Source organism: Pirellulales bacterium (assembly GCA_036267355.1).
In the GTDB taxonomy this organism is placed as follows: Bacteria; Planctomycetota; Planctomycetia; order Pirellulales; family DATAWG01; genus DATAWG01.
Window position 1 is genome coordinate 1 of record DATAWG010000080.1, and the last position, 16,877, is coordinate 16,877.

17 protein-coding genes are annotated in these 16,877 nt (G+C 59.9%); 9 read left to right on the forward strand and 8 right to left on the reverse strand.

What is annotated here, in order from left to right:
- Positions 1-144 precede the first annotated feature (144 nt).
- From VHX65_12770 to VHX65_12780, 3 genes are read right to left on the reverse strand one after another with little or no spacing between them, the layout of a single operon-like run.
- Positions 145-741 (reverse strand): hypothetical protein, encoded by a 597-nt coding sequence (locus VHX65_12770; GenBank protein HEX3999416.1) that lies wholly within the window; start codon positions 739-741, stop codon positions 145-147.
- A gap of 5 nt (positions 742-746) precedes the next feature.
- The gene (locus tag VHX65_12775; protein ID HEX3999417.1) at positions 747-1,103 is read right to left on the reverse strand and encodes a hypothetical protein; all 357 of its coding nucleotides are present in this window, start codon (positions 1,101-1,103) and stop codon (positions 747-749) included.
- Positions 1,104-1,116: 13 nt separating this feature from the next.
- Complete coding sequence (locus VHX65_12780; GenBank protein HEX3999418.1) at positions 1,117-1,353, reverse strand: hypothetical protein; 237 nt, start codon at positions 1,351-1,353, stop codon at positions 1,117-1,119.
- Between the two features lie 1,497 nt (positions 1,354-2,850).
- Between VHX65_12780 and VHX65_12785 the strand changes: the two genes are divergently transcribed.
- The 5 genes from VHX65_12785 (at position 2,851) to VHX65_12805 (ending at position 8,490) form a co-directional block, all read left to right on the forward strand.
- Entirely contained in the window at positions 2,851-3,948 is a 1,098-nt protein-coding gene (locus tag VHX65_12785; protein ID HEX3999419.1) for a hypothetical protein, read from the forward strand.
- A gap of 103 nt (positions 3,949-4,051) precedes the next feature.
- The gene (locus VHX65_12790; GenBank protein ID HEX3999420.1) at positions 4,052-4,279 is read left to right on the forward strand and encodes a hypothetical protein; all 228 of its coding nucleotides are present in this window, start codon (positions 4,052-4,054) and stop codon (positions 4,277-4,279) included.
- Positions 4,276-4,464: a hypothetical protein gene (locus VHX65_12795; protein HEX3999421.1), complete on the forward strand. Its 189-nt coding sequence runs from the start codon at positions 4,276-4,278 to the stop codon at positions 4,462-4,464. The genes VHX65_12790 and VHX65_12795 overlap by 4 nt, the downstream gene beginning before the upstream one ends.
- Entirely contained in the window at positions 4,461-6,620 is a 2,160-nt protein-coding gene (locus tag VHX65_12800) for a phage/plasmid primase, P4 family (GenBank protein HEX3999422.1), read from the forward strand. The genes VHX65_12795 and VHX65_12800 overlap by 4 nt, the downstream gene beginning before the upstream one ends.
- A gap of 259 nt (positions 6,621-6,879) precedes the next feature.
- Complete coding sequence (locus VHX65_12805; protein HEX3999423.1) at positions 6,880-8,490, forward strand: recombinase family protein; 1,611 nt, start codon at positions 6,880-6,882, stop codon at positions 8,488-8,490.
- Here the strand turns inward: VHX65_12805 and VHX65_12810 are convergent.
- The 4 genes from VHX65_12810 to VHX65_12825 form a co-directional block, all read right to left on the reverse strand.
- Complete coding sequence (locus VHX65_12810) at positions 8,387-9,286, reverse strand: DNA-processing protein DprA (GenBank protein HEX3999424.1); 900 nt, start codon at positions 9,284-9,286, stop codon at positions 8,387-8,389. The two genes, VHX65_12805 and VHX65_12810, sit on opposite strands and share 104 nt — an antisense overlap.
- Positions 9,287-9,578: 292 nt before the next feature.
- Complete coding sequence (locus VHX65_12815) at positions 9,579-10,202, reverse strand: response regulator (GenBank protein ID HEX3999425.1); 624 nt, start codon at positions 10,200-10,202, stop codon at positions 9,579-9,581.
- Positions 10,203-10,234: 32 nt separating this feature from the next.
- Positions 10,235-11,758 (reverse strand): PAS domain S-box protein, encoded by a 1,524-nt coding sequence (locus tag VHX65_12820; GenBank protein HEX3999426.1) that lies wholly within the window; start codon positions 11,756-11,758, stop codon positions 10,235-10,237.
- 211 nt (positions 11,759-11,969) lie between these two features.
- The gene (locus VHX65_12825; GenBank protein HEX3999427.1) at positions 11,970-13,502 is read right to left on the reverse strand and encodes an extracellular solute-binding protein; all 1,533 of its coding nucleotides are present in this window, start codon (positions 13,500-13,502) and stop codon (positions 11,970-11,972) included.
- A gap of 219 nt (positions 13,503-13,721) precedes the next feature.
- Here VHX65_12825 and VHX65_12830 point away from each other — a divergent pair, with 219 nt between their 5' ends.
- From VHX65_12830 to VHX65_12845, 4 genes are all read left to right on the forward strand, one after another.
- Entirely contained in the window at positions 13,722-14,339 is a 618-nt protein-coding gene (locus VHX65_12830; protein HEX3999428.1) for a hypothetical protein, read from the forward strand.
- Positions 14,340-14,400: 61 nt separating this feature from the next.
- Positions 14,401-14,991 carry a cytochrome c oxidase assembly factor Coa1 family protein gene (locus tag VHX65_12835; GenBank protein HEX3999429.1) on the forward strand — a complete coding sequence of 197 codons (591 nt, stop codon included), beginning with the start codon at positions 14,401-14,403 and terminating at the stop codon, positions 14,989-14,991.
- A gap of 87 nt (positions 14,992-15,078) precedes the next feature.
- Entirely contained in the window at positions 15,079-15,318 is a 240-nt protein-coding gene (locus tag VHX65_12840; GenBank protein HEX3999430.1) for a hypothetical protein, read from the forward strand.
- 232 nt (positions 15,319-15,550) lie between these two features.
- Positions 15,551-15,832 carry a ferredoxin family protein gene (locus VHX65_12845; GenBank protein HEX3999431.1) on the forward strand — a complete coding sequence of 94 codons (282 nt, stop codon included), beginning with the start codon at positions 15,551-15,553 and terminating at the stop codon, positions 15,830-15,832.
- 142 nt (positions 15,833-15,974) lie between these two features.
- Here VHX65_12845 and VHX65_12850 read toward each other — a convergent pair whose 3' ends face one another.
- Positions 15,975-16,616, reverse strand: a complete 642-nt coding sequence (locus VHX65_12850; protein HEX3999432.1) for an HNH endonuclease — start codon at positions 16,614-16,616, stop codon at positions 15,975-15,977.
- Positions 16,617-16,877: the final 261 nt, after the last annotated feature.

The following is a 16,877-nucleotide window of genomic DNA, read 5'->3' on the forward strand; positions in this document are numbered from 1 at the left end:
ATGACGAAGCGTGACGGCGTGGGATTCATCTGCGAGGGGCAACTTCAATCGCTGCAAAGCCGCTTCAAGACATAGCGGCCGTAATCACCCGCCGTCGATTCCTGGCGGAGGCACCCGGCACCGGCTGGAAACGGACCGGAAATCTCACGCCATCTGCGGGCCGACCGCAACTCGCCGGCGTCTCCAACTGCCGCGACCCCTCGCCAGCATTCCCCGCCGCACCCTTGTCGGCCGCAGGGGCACCCGTTTTTTCACGCTTGCCGGAAGGACACCGTTGATCAGATCCTTACTCGACCCTCGACCAACTGCGCCAGCCACTTTCACATTAAAGATTCGGATCTTGAACGGAAACATGAGCCGAACTTGGAGAGCGCGAATGGTGCCGTGTCCGTGTAGGTCTTCGGGTCCTTCGCCCGTGAAGTCCTTTGAGCCCTCAATACAGGATTTCAGGAGCGGGTGATCCAACATTAGGCCGGTGTCGACGATGGCAAACGCTTGGGACGACCTTCTTTGGCCGAAAGATTCGTTGAACTGTTTGAGTTTCCAGATTGCTGGCCAAGCCGAATCAAAATCTCTCTCATTCGCATTGGGCGACAGCATATACAGAAACTTGACTTCGCGTTTGCTCGGACTAAAATCCGGAACCTCGTATTCTCCGGACTCGAGATCCTTGACCCAATGCAGCAGGCTACCTGCGGTTCCGGGAGTTGCGTGCATGATCATGGAGTCATACTTCTCCATGCGCTCTACTCCTTTCCCACGAATAAGAGGATAACGAATGCTATCGTGCCGAGCGCAGCGATGAGCAGAGATGGCACGGCGACTATCTCTGCCAACCTTTCTGTGAAACTGGGTTTAACTCTCGCAAACACTCGGACGTCCTTGGGAAGCTTCAGGGCGACAACTCCGGCCAAGAGCGTTCCCACGACGAGAATGGCCAGACCAACATTGCTTGTCTTGATCTTGGCACTCCCTATTGTCCCGTCGAAGGCACTGACGCCGCCAAGCCCAAGCACGGCGGCAATTGCGCCGAATACGGCCAGCGCCAAGCCAGTAAAGATGATGGCGGTGTAGGCGATTGAAACACGGGGACGAGTTGCCATCTGTAGCGCCTCCCTATAGTACGTTTCCTTCCTGCCGAACTTGTTTAACGGAAATGACCTTCATCGCCTGCCTCGTCGCCGCGGCCCACGCCTCGCCCTGCCTAGGTGCCCGAACCACGATCCGCTGGTCGCCTCGGTGGGCGAAAACCTGCCAGACGACTGCCCGACCGTCGTTGAAGGCCATGTCGCCGCAGCTCCAGCCTAGTCGGTGCAGGACGTTCGAGCATTCGTCGACGGTTTTGGCTTCCATTGGTCTGGTCTCGATTTGCCAGCTTCGGTCGCCGCTTACCGTGCCACGGTCAGCGGGCAATTATACTGCCGCGAACTCAGCGTTGTAATCGTGCGACAGAGCGTTTTGGCAACGCCAGGAGGAGCCGTAGCCGCGTTATGAACATGCCGCGAACGGCGGCGGGTTGGCCGGTGGGACGGCGGCCGGTAAAATGCCGCATCGGGAGGGCCGGCTCGCTACCGGCCTCATCCGGCCCTGGCGGCGGCTGCGGTCCACCTACCTTATCCACGGCCCCGCTAGGCCCGGCCCAATGGAAAGGTAGGACCAATGGACGCCAATCCTCGCCCGGTCGATTTCATTGACCGCTGCCGCAACGTGGCGATCGCCACGGAAAAGTTCGCGACTTTGTTGCAACGGTGCCATCAAGGCGAAGACGACTATGCTCGGACACATGCGTCGAGGGCGAAGCCCGACGGCGACGGTAGGCTCCGAGTCTATCTGGCGAGAAAAGCGAAGCCGCTCCTCAAAAGGTTGGCCGCCTTCTCGGAAGGCGAACTAGCCGGCTTGCCGCCCACGTTGCATCGGGTTCGTGCGGCCCTGCAGTCGCTCGGGAAAACAGCTCACACTTGGAATCGGGCGGCCGCCGACAGTTCGTTCGACGCTCTCGACTTGTATCCCGATTTGCACAGCACGGCCGTTGAGCTCAATGAGGCGGTCAAAGCCACCGAGGCAAGTGTCGCTAAGCGGGATGATTTGCAATGGGCAGATTCGGAGTTTCCTACTCCTGCTGGACCGCTTGATTCGTCAAGTGGGACGATTGCCGACGGCGTCACAGAATTCGTGCAGTCGGAAGCTAAGTCTGCGCGACCGACCGTCCCGCAGCCGCCGATGCGCTCGGCCCAGCCAAACGGTGGTGTTGCCGTCGAGCTTTGGCGCACCAGCCTCCAGCGAATCCAAACGCGGTTTCAAAAAGCTGCCGAACAAGGCTGCCGCCTAAAAGGCTACTTGATTCAATCGGCCGTCCCGCGAACTACTTCACGATCGCCTGAATTGCCAGGGCAACACGAGTCGCTGGTTTCGAGCGGCGGCGGTGCGTCGTTCGACGGTCGGCAACTATTCAACCAGGATGGCAACCGGATGGTCGGCGAAAGGGCAGTCTTGGACGCGACTGGAAAGCCAATGGTTTTTTCCGATGGCACTCCCATCGCTTGGGAACGGGGGTTCAGCCGATGGCATAAATGCTATTCGCAGGTGCGAGACGCGTTCGCCCAATACGAGAGCATCGCGGCTGACGCTGGCGTCGCGATTGAAGGCCTCCCGCGCAGTGTCAAGCAACTTTTGTGGGGACACCTCCCAGTTGGGACGTTCCTATCGAGCACGCCTCACGGCGTTTGGATTGACGCCCTGTTTGAGTTGGCGTGGCAGCGATTTCAGGGTTCGTCGTTATCGGCAAGCAAATTCGCTTGGTTTGGGCATGTGTCGATCGCGTTGGAGGTTGTCGAGAAGCTTCGGTCGGAGATGCCGCAAGCCGTGCCGACGGAGATCACATCTCCACCGGATCATTGGTATTCGATGATCGAAGATTTATTCACGGCGTCAGTGGCGGCGATCGACATTCTCTGCTCGATTCAAGGCGATGCGGCGTCGGCGGAAACGGAGCCGTCGGCCGATCGGTTCAATTGGGTTTCTCGCGAAACTGCATTGAAAATGGCAGCGACCGGTGCCGATCTGGTCGAGCAATTGGAGCATCGAGCCGACGACGACGCGCAAGCATTCATAAATCGCGAAGCTGCAGCGCAAGTCGCGTGGCAACTCGAGCGGTTGGTCAATTTAGGCCGTTTTCCCCACGCCGATAGACGCAGGGGACGGAACGGCGAGCCCGCAACGATTTGCGTGGCAATCTGGAAGCTGTGTGAACGCTTGACTGAACTTTACGATTTACTCGACTGGCAAGACGTATGCACAGACGCCGATGGCCCTGAAAGCCACACCGCGTCCCGCGGCATTCCTTGGTGGTTGCGATCCTCACAGGAACGCTTTCGTCCGCCCGATGTCCCGGCGGTAATGATCGGCACCTTGCGAGCCGCCATCACGGAATTGGCACGAGCCACAATGCATGGCTATCCTCGGGAGCCAGTTGCTAATCCCGAAGACCTGCTCTCGCGACTACAGCGGTCGCTGCCAGTCGTTGGGACGAAAAAGTCCATCCCGGATGGGGCCGCTGACGCTGACAACTTGAACGATCACGAAATGCGCGACGCCAAGAGCTCCGACCGTGAATCCGAAGTTGTCCTAACTGGACCCGCTCGTGCCACGTTTCTGGATTGCATCATTGACGCCGCGAAACGAACAGTGAGACGCGGCAGCGAGGCGACGACGTTCGGAAAGAAGGAAAGGGCTTGGGCACTTTTCCTGCAACTCTTTCGTGCCGAGCACGTGGGAATGGAGCGGCGACAGCTGTTCGCGGCTGTGTGGGAGGGCCAATCAAGAGGCTTGAACAACCTGGATAAGCAAAAGCAGATCGCGGACGAGGTACTGCAACGAATCGGCGTCGCAGTAGCGACCGACAATCGTGGAGTTTGGACGTTGACCTTCTTCCGTCTGCCCGCGGTCTGAAAGACCTTTCAGAGATTATTGAAACCTCTTTCAGCGACAGGAATTATTGCGATCTCAATAATGCCTCCGTCAGATGTGAACAACATTCTCGACCGGAGGCTTTATGTCAGATTCTATCTTCATCGGCGATTTGCGCCGGCTCACTGGCGAGCCGACCCACATCATCAACCACGCCATCCAACGTTTTGGCCCTGAGCCGCGTGGCCGAATTGGCATCTCACGCTTCTGGTCCAGCGACGATCTGCCGCTGATCCAGGCTTCGCTCCGGCGGACCGCGGAGCATTCGAGCCGCCCCGAGCGTCGCTTTGCGCCGGAGGATTTGGCCCAGTGACTCGTGTCGTTGCCAGTTCCGACGCGGCCTGTGGCGTCACCAACGCCGGCGCCGCCACCTTCGAGGTGGTCGGTAACGGGTCCCTGTCGGACGAGGCAATCACTTCGCTGGCGATCCTATTGCTGGACACGATTGGCACCGCGTCCTCGAACGAAGGACCGTCGAAGGGAGGAAATCAATCATGAACGGTGGCATGACGCCCCAAACGGCCATTGAAGGCGCTACGGTGATCGAAAAGGCAACGTCGCAAAGCGCTGCACCAGCCGACCATCTGCCCAAGTTGCTTCCGCACCATTTGGCGCAGCTTCGCAGCAGCGGCCTCAAAGACACGACCATTACCGCAGCCGGCATCTATAGCGAAACCAATCCTCGGCAACTGACGGTAATGCTCGGCTGGCGAAAGCCGACCAAGGGACTTGCGCCCGCGTTAGTATTTCCATTCACCGGCCTTGATGGTCGCAGCTCTTATTGCCGAATTCGTCCTGATGCGCCGCGGAAGGTGAAGAAGAAGCCCGTCAAGTACGAGAGCCCTCGCGGCCAAGCGAACCGCATCTACCTGCCGCCGGGTATTCCTCCGTTCCTGGTCAACGTGGAGTCGGAACTCGTATTTACCGAGGGCGAAAAAAAGGCTCTTGCGGCGACACAAGCGGGCTTCCCGTGCGTCGGCTTGGTCGGTGTATATGGCTTCAAGGCCAAAGGACGCGAGGCTCTTCTGCCGGATCTGGAATGCGTGACGATGGACGGCAGACGAGTTTTCATCGCCTTCGATTCTGATTTGGAACGGAATCTAGACGTCCAGTCAGCTGAGACTCGGTTCGCCAAACTACTGTCCGACAGAGGCGCGATCGTGCGATGCGTTCGCCTGCCCGATGGCCCGCCCGATGCGGATGGGCGTCCGACGAAAATAGGTCTGGATGATTTCCTGCTCGCCCACGGACCTGGTGAATTACGAAAGCTGTTGGACAGCGCGATCGAACCAGATGCTGTTGAGGGGGCAGAAGGCAAACAGCTCGCGGCGTTGCTCGACCCTGCTGAAGAAGCCGCCGCCTTCTTGGAAGCGGACAAGCATGACGGCGTCTTTCGACTGCGGCACTACCGCGGTTCCATGCTTGGCTGGATACGGGGGAAATATGTCGAATTGCCGCTTGGCGACGTCCGGGCACATGTGGTTCGCTATCTGAACCGTGATCACCATCATCTCACCAGTTCCGTCGTCGGTAATGTCCTCGACCAAATCCGTTCCCAAGCCTTGCTGCCGTTTTCCGTTGAGCCACCCGCATGGATCGATGGGGCGGAAGGTTGGCCGGCGGATGAAATCCTCGTAACAAAAAACGAGATGGTCCACCTACCAAGCGTAGAGTCAGGGGCTAACTACACGCGGCCCCTAACGCCAAAATTCTTCACCTTCTCGGCACTCGACTATGAATTTCAGCGTGAAGCGACAAAGCCTGCGTTGTGGGAATGGTTTCTCGAGAGCCTCTTCGGCGACGATCCCGAATCGATTGAGCTGCTGCGGCAATGGTTTGGCTATTGTCTTCTGCCAAATACTCGCATGCACAAAATACTGCTTCTGGTTGGTCCGAAGCGCGGCGGCAAGGGCACGATTTGCCGAATTCTGACTCGCCTTCTTGGAGCCACGAACGTCTGCAATCCAACATTGGGCAGTCTCGCCGACCGTTTCGGATTGTGGCCGCTGATCGGCAAATTGCTCGCAGTTGTTTCCGATGCTCGTATCAGCGGACGGGCGGACCAAGCCGCGATCGTCGAGCGGTTGCTTTCGGTGAGCGGTGAAGATTCCCAGACCATTGACCGCAAAAACCTTCTGCCCTGGAACGGCACGCTGCCGACGCGGTTTATGATCTGCACGAACGATGTCCCGCGTCTCGCTGACACTTCGGGGGCGCTTGCCAGCCGGATGATCGTCATTCAGTTGCGGCAATCGTTCTACGGCAAAGAGAAGCTCGACCTCACGGATCAGTTACTTGGCGAGCTGCCGGCGATCTTGCTTTGGGCAATCGGCGGCTGGCAAACACTGCAACAACAAAAACGCTTCACCGAACCACAGAGCGGCCTGGAAGTCGCGGGCGAATTAGCTGACCTGGGGAGTCCTGTCAGCGTATTCCTTCGCGAACGCTGCCGGCTCGGTCCGGAATATTCGGTGCCGCGACAGGTCTTATACGAGGCCTATCAACAATGGTCGCAAGAGAAAGGCCGGGGCCACGTTGAGGACGAGGCCGGCTTCGGGCGGCAGCTTCGCGCGGCTTATCCGGACTTAGGGACGTCACAGCCAAGGGTCGATGGGGAAAAGGTCAGATTCCACGTTGGCGTGCAGCTGGTTTGAACCGGTGGAACAGGTTGGAACATGTGTCAATCCCGCGCACACATCACGAGAACGATATTCAAAACATGAAACATCATAGCGCACATAAGGTGCGCGGAATTGGAACGTGTTCCGACCTGTTCCAGGCCCGCGGCGTAATCTCGCAAACTGTCCTGAATTTTTGCAGGCGCTTGGCGCCAGCCGAGTTGACTTCTTCCCCCGGTCGAGCCCTCATGTGACTCGCGTTTGAGAGAGCCAACGGGCCCCGAAGATTACGACCATGATTCAAGCCGCCACAAAACGAGTTCCTGCGACGATCGCCGCCACGGCGTATTATCGCATGTCGACGGATCGCCAAGATAAATCGATTGGCGAACAGCGCGAGGCCGTGGAACGCTTTGCTCGCGAACACGGATACCGGATCATTCGCACCTACCGCGACGAAGGGATCAGCGGCGACAAGACCGAGAAGCGGCTCGGCTTTCGGCAGATGATCACCGACGCCCAGGAACGCGGCGACTTCGAACTCATTCTGGCGTGGGACCAGGACAGATTCGGCCGATTCAACTCGATCGAGGCCGGCCATTGGATTTACCCGCTGATGCAGGCCGGCATCCGCCTGGAGACGATCGCCCAGGGAAAGATCGACTGGAACGATTTCTCGGGCCGGTTAATGTACCAAATTCAACAAGAGGGAAAACACCAATTCCTGCGCGACCTCGCCCGCAATTCGCTTCGCGGGTTGATCTCGCGGGCCAAGACCGGCAAATGGTGCGGCGGCCCGCCCGCGTTCGGCTACGAGATCGGGGAGGACGAGCACCTGCAATTCGGCAACCCGGCCCACGTCGCCGCCGTGCGGGAAGTATTTCAACTACGGCTCCAGGGCATGGGCTACCGGACGATCGCCAACCAGCTCAACGCCAAAGGCACGCCGTCGCCATCCGGCAAGAAGTGGAGCCACGACGCGGTTCGGATCGTGCTCGGTCGGGAAACCTACCTCGGCATCGTGTCGCTCGGTGGTCGGAAGCAGGGGAAATACTTTACGGCCAGCGACGACCTCGTGACGGCAGTAGTTCCCGGAAAGAATCAGCCGACCCGGGCGACGAGGACGGAGAACGCACATCCGGCCATTATCGACCAAGAGACGTTCGACGCCGCTCAGGCCATGCGCAGAAGCCATCCCAAGCCGCATTGGCGCAAAGAGAGCCAGGGGACGCCGCTCGCCGGGCTGTTGTATTGCGGTCGGTGCGGAAAGGTGATGTACGGCCAAAGCCTCCAGCGGAAGGCCGGCCAGAAGTTCCCGAATTACATCTGCTCGACCTACCACAAAGGCCGCGGGTGTGGGTATTGCTCCGTGCAGCAAGAGGCGATTCTGCGAACCGTGGCCCAGGTGATCCGCGAGCGGGTCGTTCAAACGTCGTACAAGGACCTGCAAAAGGCGATCGCTCGGGAGATCGAACGGCGGGCCGCCCAGGCGGAAGTCGTGGACGACCAGGGGGTCCAGCGCCAGATCGCTGCCTTGGACAAGAAGATCGAAAACGCCACGGAGAGGCTAGTCAGCGTGGACGACTCGTTGGTGGCGACCGTCGAGAAGAAACTGATCGAGATGCGCCGAGAACGGGACGGACTGGCCGCCAAGCTGGCGCCGGTAACGTGCCGGCAAGAAAAACTCGACCCGAAACAAGTCGCGGCCAAGATCAAGGAACTTGAAGAAATCCTGGCCAACGGCAGCCCGGCCAAGGTCCGGCAGGCGCTTTCCAAGATAGTTTCGCGCATCACGCTCGACTTTACGCCGAGCAAGCAAACCAAGCGTGGGCAAAAGTTTGCGTTCGTGAATGGGACGATCGAACTTTGCACCCAGCAGTGTGGCTCCCCAGCGACAAACCACTAATGATTCGATTTCGCTGCGGAAATGCGCCGCTAAGCGGACTGCTTTGCGGCGGCGCTTCGCTGATAAGCGCACCGCGGCGCTGCACTTCGAGCGCCAATTCCCGGTGCTCCGGCGGATAGATATTGAGCACGCCGCTGCCCAAGACAGCTAGCGTGCGACCGCCGGCGGCAAGTGCGCCGCGGTGTCCGGCTGCATCAATTCCGCGCGCCAATCCGCTTACGACCGTCAATCCGGCTCGAGCGAGTCCACCGGCCAACCGTTCGGCTTGCGTCTTGCCGTAGTGCGTCGCATGCCGCGAGCCGACGATAGCGACCGACATCGCATCGGTCGATTGTAGCGATCCATGAATGAAGAGCATCGCCGGCGGATCCGGTATTTCAACCAGCGGCTTGGGATACGCGGCCGAGGAGCGAATCAGAATTTCAATGCCATGCCGACGGCACAATTCGAGCTCGCGCTCGGCATCGACCTCTTGCTTCGCCGCAGAGATCGCGCGGCCTAGCTTGGGTCCAATGCCTGAGACGCTCCGCAGCTCGCTCGGGGCAGCCGCTAGCACAGCATCCGGCGAGCCGAATCGCTCGACAAGTGTTTGCCAATGCCGGGGTCCTACGCCAGCGACCAACGACAACCGAAGCGCCGCCAAAAGCTGTTTGTGTTGATCGGGGGGACAAAGTTCGGGCGTCATTTGGGGCAGCGTGGAAAGAATGCGGAAATTCAAATCGGGCCAGCGAACCGCAACGGAATTTCGGGCGAATTCGGCCGAGCGACGATAGCCGGCGTTCGCAATTGCGCCCATTCTAGTGGCGAAGGTTCGGAACTCCTACCGGGGCCAAATGCTTATGGTAGTTTGTACTTTCGGATTTGCTCTGCATTGAAGAGAATCAGCCGTATTGCCGATAGCAATTATGCGGCACCACGACATCCGTCGTGCCTTGCCTTGCGAACTGACGGCAACCGCATACGGCTCTCCTTGGCATTGAGGGATCACTGCCCCGGTCTCTCTGCCGGGAGAGCCGTTGTTTTTGAACAGACCCGATTGTCCGGTTCAAGGCATGGACTACCGGAACCAACCTGGGCGACCGCGCGGATCAAGCCGATGGCTCCGGCGGATTCTCGATCGAAAGAATCATGCGGACCAGTTCGGCCAGCGAATTGGCTTCCATCTTTTTCATGATCGTCGCGCGGCGGAGCTCGACGGTGCGCAGGCCAAGATCGAGTTCGGCCGCGATCGTCTTGTTGGCATGGCCCGCCAAGAGCCGCCCGAGGACGAGCACTTCTGCAGGAGTCAGCGTGGCGCGGCGAGCCAAGATTTCTTCACGCTGGGTGCGCTGCCGCATGGCGCGGCTTTCCCATTGCAGCGCCGTCTCGATGCTAGCCCAAAGTTCCTTGTCGGAACAAGGCTTTTCGAGGAATGTCACAGCCCCGGCTCGCATCGCCCGGACCGCGGTTGGAACGTCGGCAAACCCGGTGATGACGATCACGGGAATCGTGTAGCCGCGGGCGGTCAATTCTTGTTGCAATTCCAGGCCCGTCATTCCGGTCATGCGAACGTCGACGACCAGGCATCCGGGCTGCCTGGGCTCGTAGGCGGCCAGGAACTCCGCTGCGGAGGCGAATGTTTGCGCCGCCAAATCATGCGAACCGACAAGCGCGGCGACCGATTCCCGTGCCGCCGGGTCGTCGTCGACGACAAACACGTTGAAGTCAGCCATTGGAACCAATCCCACTAATTCCCATTGGATTTCTACTCGGCAAGAATAGGCAGCGTGAATAGGAACGTCAATCCGCGGTCGGGGTTTGAGATTGCTTCCAGCGTGCCGCCATGGGCTTGGACGATCGAATGGCTGATGGCCAAGCCCATGCCCATGCCGTCTGATTTCGTGGTGAAAAACGGCTCGAAGAGTCGCGCCTTCTGGGCGGGGTCGACACCGCGGCCGGCGTCGCAAACGGCGACACGAATCAAATTACAATCGAGCAATCCGGTGCGCACCAGAAGCGGCCGATCGGCCCGCGAGTTCGCTCCCATGGCTTCGATCGCGTTGCGAATCAGATTCACGAGCACCTGCTCGATCTGAACTGAATCTACTTTCACCGGCGGCAGCGGTTCCGTGAAGTCGCGTTTTAGCGCCACCTGCCCCTGCCGGAGGTCGAATTGCAAGAGTTCGAGCACGCCGTCGATCAGGGTGTTGATGTTGACGGCGATTTGCCGTGGGGGCGATTTGCGGAGGAATTGACCGACGCGGCGCAAGATCTCTCCCGCTCGATTGGCCTGCGTGGCGATCTTTTCGATCCATGAAAAAAGCTCCGCATGATCGACACTTCCCCCGCGCAACCGGTTCAAACAAGCCTCGGCGAAATTCGAGATCGCATAGAGCGGCTGGTTGATTTCGTGCGCCAATTCCGACACGAGTTCGCCCATCGTGGTCAGGCGCGTGACATGGGTCAGCTGCGCCATGCGCTGCCGGGCTTCTTCCTGCGCCTGGCGGCGTTCGGTTATGTCTCGTACGATCCGCTGAATGGCCGGTTGGCCATCGTAAATACACGGAATCCCGGCGACTTCGACTTCGACCATTCCGCCGTCCAATCGGACGAGTTGCTGCTCCATGAGCGCAGTCGGCAGCCCTTGGTCGAGCATCTGACGGATACGGCGCACCACTTGGGCTCGATGCTCCCCATGCACCAAGTCGAGGAATTCCCGGCCGAGCAGTTCCTTTCGTTCGGCCGCGCCGACCAGCCGGGCGAAAGTGTCGTTCAGATAAGCGATGCGGCCGTCTTGCGCGACGACCAGCACCGCGTCCGGCGAATACTCCACGAGGCTGCGATAGCGCTTCTCGCTTTGCCGCAACGCGGCCTCGGCAAAACGATTCTCGTCGCGCAACCGCTTTTCTTCTAGAGCGTGCAAGATGGCCGGAGCTAACCGGGCAAGACGATCCTTAATCAGATAGTCGTCGGCGCCTTCCTTGATACATTGCACCGCGGTTTCTTCACTGATGGCGCCGGTGACAACGATAAACGGTATGTCCAACTGCCGTTGCCGCAACAATTGCAACGCACGCAACGCGCTGAACGCCGGCATGCTGTAGTCGGCCAAAATGATCTGCGGCATGTCGTGGTCGTCGAGCGCACTCACGTATTGCGGCTCGGTGTCGACAGCGCACCATCGCGGCGCGATCCCGGCACGTTGCAATTCGCGGACGATCAGTTCAACATCGTCCTCGCGATCTTCGCAAATCAGCAGTTTCAGATCGAGTGCGGATTGGGACGACATTTAGCGTTCCCGCCCTTGAAAAGAGCGGCACGGGTAGCAACAGGCCGCGAAGACACGGCGAGGGGTCCGCTCAATCGCCTATCAACTTACGGCGAACGACGGCCGCCTTCAAGCGTCGCATCCAAACGTTGCGCGACAAGCTCGGCACACAGCGCGTCGACGGCGGCGCGATTAAAGGGGGCCGCAGCGATCCAAGTCATTTAGGCGATTGTCATTTGTCGCCGGATTCTGATTGTGGCTCTAGGCCGATGCTGCGCGTGTAGGCCAGCTTTTGTGCGGCGCGGCCGATGCGGTCGGTAATCTTTTGCCATTGCGCGGCCGCGTCGCGCAGCGCTGCGGCGGGCGTGGCGCTTCCGTCGACGGCGTGGCGGACGGCATTGTCGAGCGCGGCCAGGTATTCCTCGTGCCCCGGCAACCGCGGACTGAATAACCAGCCAGGCCGAGAAAAGGCCCGCGCCGCGACCTCCACGTATTGCTTTGCCGCGGCTTGCGGCATCCCGGACTCGACCCACCGATCCGGATGGACCATCTGGCTGCGACGAAACAAGGTCGTGGCCGGACTCGAAGTCGAAATCTGTGCCGACCACTCATCGGTCGAAAGCCATATCAACAATTCGAAGGCCGAAGCACCCGACGGAGTGCCGCGCACGATCGATCCCATCCGTCCGGCGATTCCCAAAAGGGGCACGTGTGGCTCGTCGTCCGGCTTCCTTCGCATCCATTGTCGGTCTCGCGGATTGAACACCTCCGGCGAACCGGGCAACTCGACAAAGCCGACTGCTGTGGCCGCCGATGCCAATGTTTTCGATTCGGTAAGCGCACCAGCGGTTGAAGCGACGTTGTCGGCGGGCGTCGGCCAACTGAGACCCATCGCGGTGTGGCCGGCAAAAAACTCGCGCCGTACGTCGGCTGGCGTGTCGCTCAATTGCGATTTCGGCCCGAGCTTGGCGGCGGCCACCAATTCCGTGAGAGCCCGAACGAACGGCTCGCCGGCGATCCGCGGTTCGAGTGATTCTTTGTCGAAAAGGGTCGAGTAATAGTCGCGATGTTTGGCATATGCGGCCGACCGAGCTAAAAGCACGTTGCCGGCCCAACCCGCGGCGAGCGGTTCGAGCGTTCCGCTTTGCGCATCGGCGGCCGGAGTTTTTGATTTTTCGCGAGCGGCAAAAAACTCAGCGGCCTGCTGATATTCGTCCCAGGTTCGCGGTGGCGTGCGGCCGAGGGAGGCGAATAGATCGGCGCGGTAGAAACAAACAAACACGGGCGAACCGAGCGGAACGGCATACGTTTGCTCGCCCCACGCGGTTTCCCGCTGCCCCGGCAACTCGAACAAATCGGGCTCGTGATAGGCAGGCTGAGCGAGCCACGCTACGGGAAGCGGACGGATTAGCCGGCGCTCGGCGAGCGTTCCCAATTCGGAACTTGGATAGATCACCACATCGGCCGCTAGCGACTTGGCGTTTGCAAGATCGGCCCGTGCAATTTCCGACACATCGAGCGACGTCCCGGCCCGAGCCGACCATTCGGCTCGCAGCCGCGTCACCCTTTGGGCCAGCTCCGTGTCGCCGACGACCAACAGCCGCAAGTTGGCAGGCGTGGCGGGCGACTTGTTATCGCCGGCGGCCGATCCGGAATTCGACGACCCGTGACCCGCGACGGGCGACTCTGAGCCGTTGCAGCCACTGTACAACGCGGCGGCTAACACGATGGCCGTGACAAGCGAGATTGTTCGACTACTTGGCATGAATGCGGCATCTGAACTGTTACGGTGTGTCTACATGATGGTTCAGGTCGTGGCCGTCGATGGTAGCGACCAAGCGAGCCCGCCGCCGCCTGTTCAGTTCACCACGAGTCTGCCTTGATTCGGCGGCTTAAATCCGCCACAATCCAGCGAGCGGATTTCGTCCGCGTTCGCCAGACTTACCGCCTCCGTGGCCCCGTCCCTTGCATTGTTGCAGTCCGTATGGGTTTTGAGCAGATCGAACATCTGAAGCATCAATATACCGACCAGTTTGTGGTCGTCGACGATCATCGGCCGGAGTTGACTCGCTTTCGCGGGGTGACCGGACAGGTCAAGACGGTGAACATGAACGGCCGGGCCCTCGTGGAATTCCAGGATTATGCGGCCAACATCGGTTGGTATGACATCGACCTGGAGTTTTTGACCGTTGTGCCGAAGCCCGATCCTGCCGCTGCCGCCGCGGCCGCTAAGTCGGCCGCCAAAGGCCCGGCTGAACCGCCCGGTGGGAAGGCCAAACCGGCGGCCAAGGCCGCAGTTGCAAAGGCCGCTCCGGCTGCGAAGCCAGTGGCGGCGAAATCGGCCGCGGCAAAGCCCGCCGCCGGCAAACCGAGCACCGCCGATATTCTGGCAGCCGCTCGCGCGAAAAAAGGTGGCGAAGCGTCGAAGGCCGTCCCTGCCGGCAAAGCGGATGTCGGCGTCGCGCCCGAGCCGGCGGCCCCCGTTAATGCTGCGGCGGCCAAACCGGCGGCGAAGGCATCGCCGTCCGCCGGTTCAAACGAAAAGCCGACCACGACGGCCGACAAAATAGCCCTCTGCCGCCGAATCGATTCGAAATTGTAACATCCCACTTTGGGCCCGCTTCGCCGGTCCCTTCCCGTCTGCCATGGAGGTGCAACGGTTCATGCAAACAACAGCACAAGCGTCTTCACACGCCAATCGTGAACCCCCCCCCAACGTCAAACGGGGCGGCTGGTTCGGCCGAAATTGGCTGCGGCTCTGTTTCTTGCTCGTCTTGCTCGCGGTGCTAGGCGGGGTCGGCGGATATTTGTACAAGTTCGGCCCGATCCTTTTCAGCACTCCCTATCACCAAACGATCGCCGAGCTGCGGCATAGTCCGCAGGTGAAGCAATTGCTCGGCGAGCCGATCCACGATGGCTGGTTTCCTGTCGGCAGCGTGAACAACGATGAAGGCGAAGCCCGGCTGTATCTGAAGCTGCACGGACCGAAAATGGCCGACGGCCATGAATCGACGGCCGACGTGAGCGTGCAGGCCCGATCCGTCGAGGGCGAATGGGGTTTCACGCAGTTCGACATCACGCCATCGGGCGGCCAAAGGCTGAGCTTGATGGATGAAATCTCCGGTCCGCCGCCGGACCTGCTGCCATTCAACGGCAACAACGCACAAACCCCGCCCTCCACGACCGAGGCCACTCCTCCGCCGGATGTGAAGATCGATATTCCCGACATGCCGTCGGATAGCGGAAAGAAGTGATCGGCGAAGCACGAATCAAGCTGGCCGCTCAGGCCGATCCGAACTGAATTACCAGGCCGCCGCCGACGATGATTCCCATTCCGAGCGATGTGGCGGGGACGACCGTTTCACGAAATCGAACCGGCCGACCAGCACTCCAGCCATCGCGAATACGGCCGCGAAGACGCCGATCAGCTTCGCGAAACCCAGCGAATCGCGTTCACCGTCAAGCCATCGACGGCCAGCATCGCGCAGCCGACGGCGACCGACGCCGACCCCGGCCGCGCAACCCGCGTCAGCCGATCGCATCGCCGCCGATCTCCAAGCCGGCCGCCGCTAAAAAGGTGAACTCGACGTTAATGTGCTCGCCGAGTTTTGGCGTACTTTCGTTTCCTGGGAATTGGATCGCAATTTCGATTGAAGGCTATTGTCGAGCCGATTAAATGCAGTGGTTGACACTGTTCGCAGACCCTACTATGATTCGCTCAATCGGCCGATAGCATGCCAGAAAGTGCTTGGCCGGAATTTGTCGGGCCTTGTTCGGGCCCGCGAAAACCAGAGGGAAAGGAGCCGTCCGGCGATGACTCATGTCGTGTGCGAACCTTGTTTCGACTGCAAGTATACCGACTGCGTGGTGGTCTGCCCGGTCGAGTGCTTCTACGAAGGGGAGCGGATCCTGTATATCCATCCCGACGAATGCATCGATTGCGAGGCGTGCGTGCCGGAGTGCCCCGTCGAAGCAATCTTCCACGAAGACAACGTTCCCGACGAATGGAAGGACTTTACCGCGCTCAACGCCGAAATGGCCCCCCAATGTCCGGTGATTACGGAGAAGAAAGAGCCGCTTGCGGGGAAAGAGTGAAGCGTCGCGGATCCAGCTTGTTGCAGCATTACGGCGGCGGCTTCAAACGAGACCGCCGCTTTTTTTGCGCTTATGCGATAAGTGGCGTGGCGGCGCCCCCATCGTACCTCAAAGCCTCTCGCCCCTCACAGTCTCACAGCCGCTACTTCAGGTCCACCGACCAATAGGCGTTGTCCAAGAAGGTTTTCCAGCTTTCGTATTTCGGATTGCCGAGCTTCACGGTCAGCAGCGGGCTGCGCTTCGGACGCACCGGCGGACGGATCAATTTCAGATGCGCTTCGTGCGGCGTGCGGCCGCCTTTTTTGACATTGCACGCCACGCACGCGCAAACGATATTCTCCCAGCATGTGTCGCCGCCGCGGCTGCGCGGCATGACGTGGTCGAGGCTCAATTCGCTCGTGGGAAAATGCTTGCCGCAATACTGGCATTGGTTGCCGTCGCGGGCAAAGATGTTTCGCCGATTGAAGCGGATTGTTTGCCGCGGAATCCGATCGAACGACAAGAGCCGAATCACCCGCGGCACTTGCAGTTCGAAATTGATTCCTTGGATCCAATCTTCGTGCGGCTCTTTGAAGGCGGCCCGCAGCTCGCTGATCTCGCGCCACGATGCGAAATCGTAGTTGGCATATTGGCCCTCTTCGAGATGGATCACCTCGGCCAACTCGCGGAAAAGCAATCCGAGCGCTCTCCGCACGTTGATCACGTGGATGGCCATGTAGAAGCGGTTCAACACCAATACGCTCGAACTCAAAGCGCTGGTGCCAGCCTTGCCACTTGGATGCATCGCAAAACCTCTTTCGCGATGCACAGTCGGACCGACGGTCGCCGGGTTTCTCCCCGCGGTCTTGGCCGTGGGTCGCCGTGCATTTTTCACATTGTATCCAGCGGGCAAACGGTCAACCAGAGGAAGCCGCGCCGGTGAACAGGGATTGCGCGGCCTGCTAACCCGCGGCTAACGTGCGAAAAATTGCGGGCAATTGGGTCGGCGCGCGAAACCGCAAGCGAGCTTCCATGCCCGTTTGGGTTCGAAGCTCGCTTGCGGTTT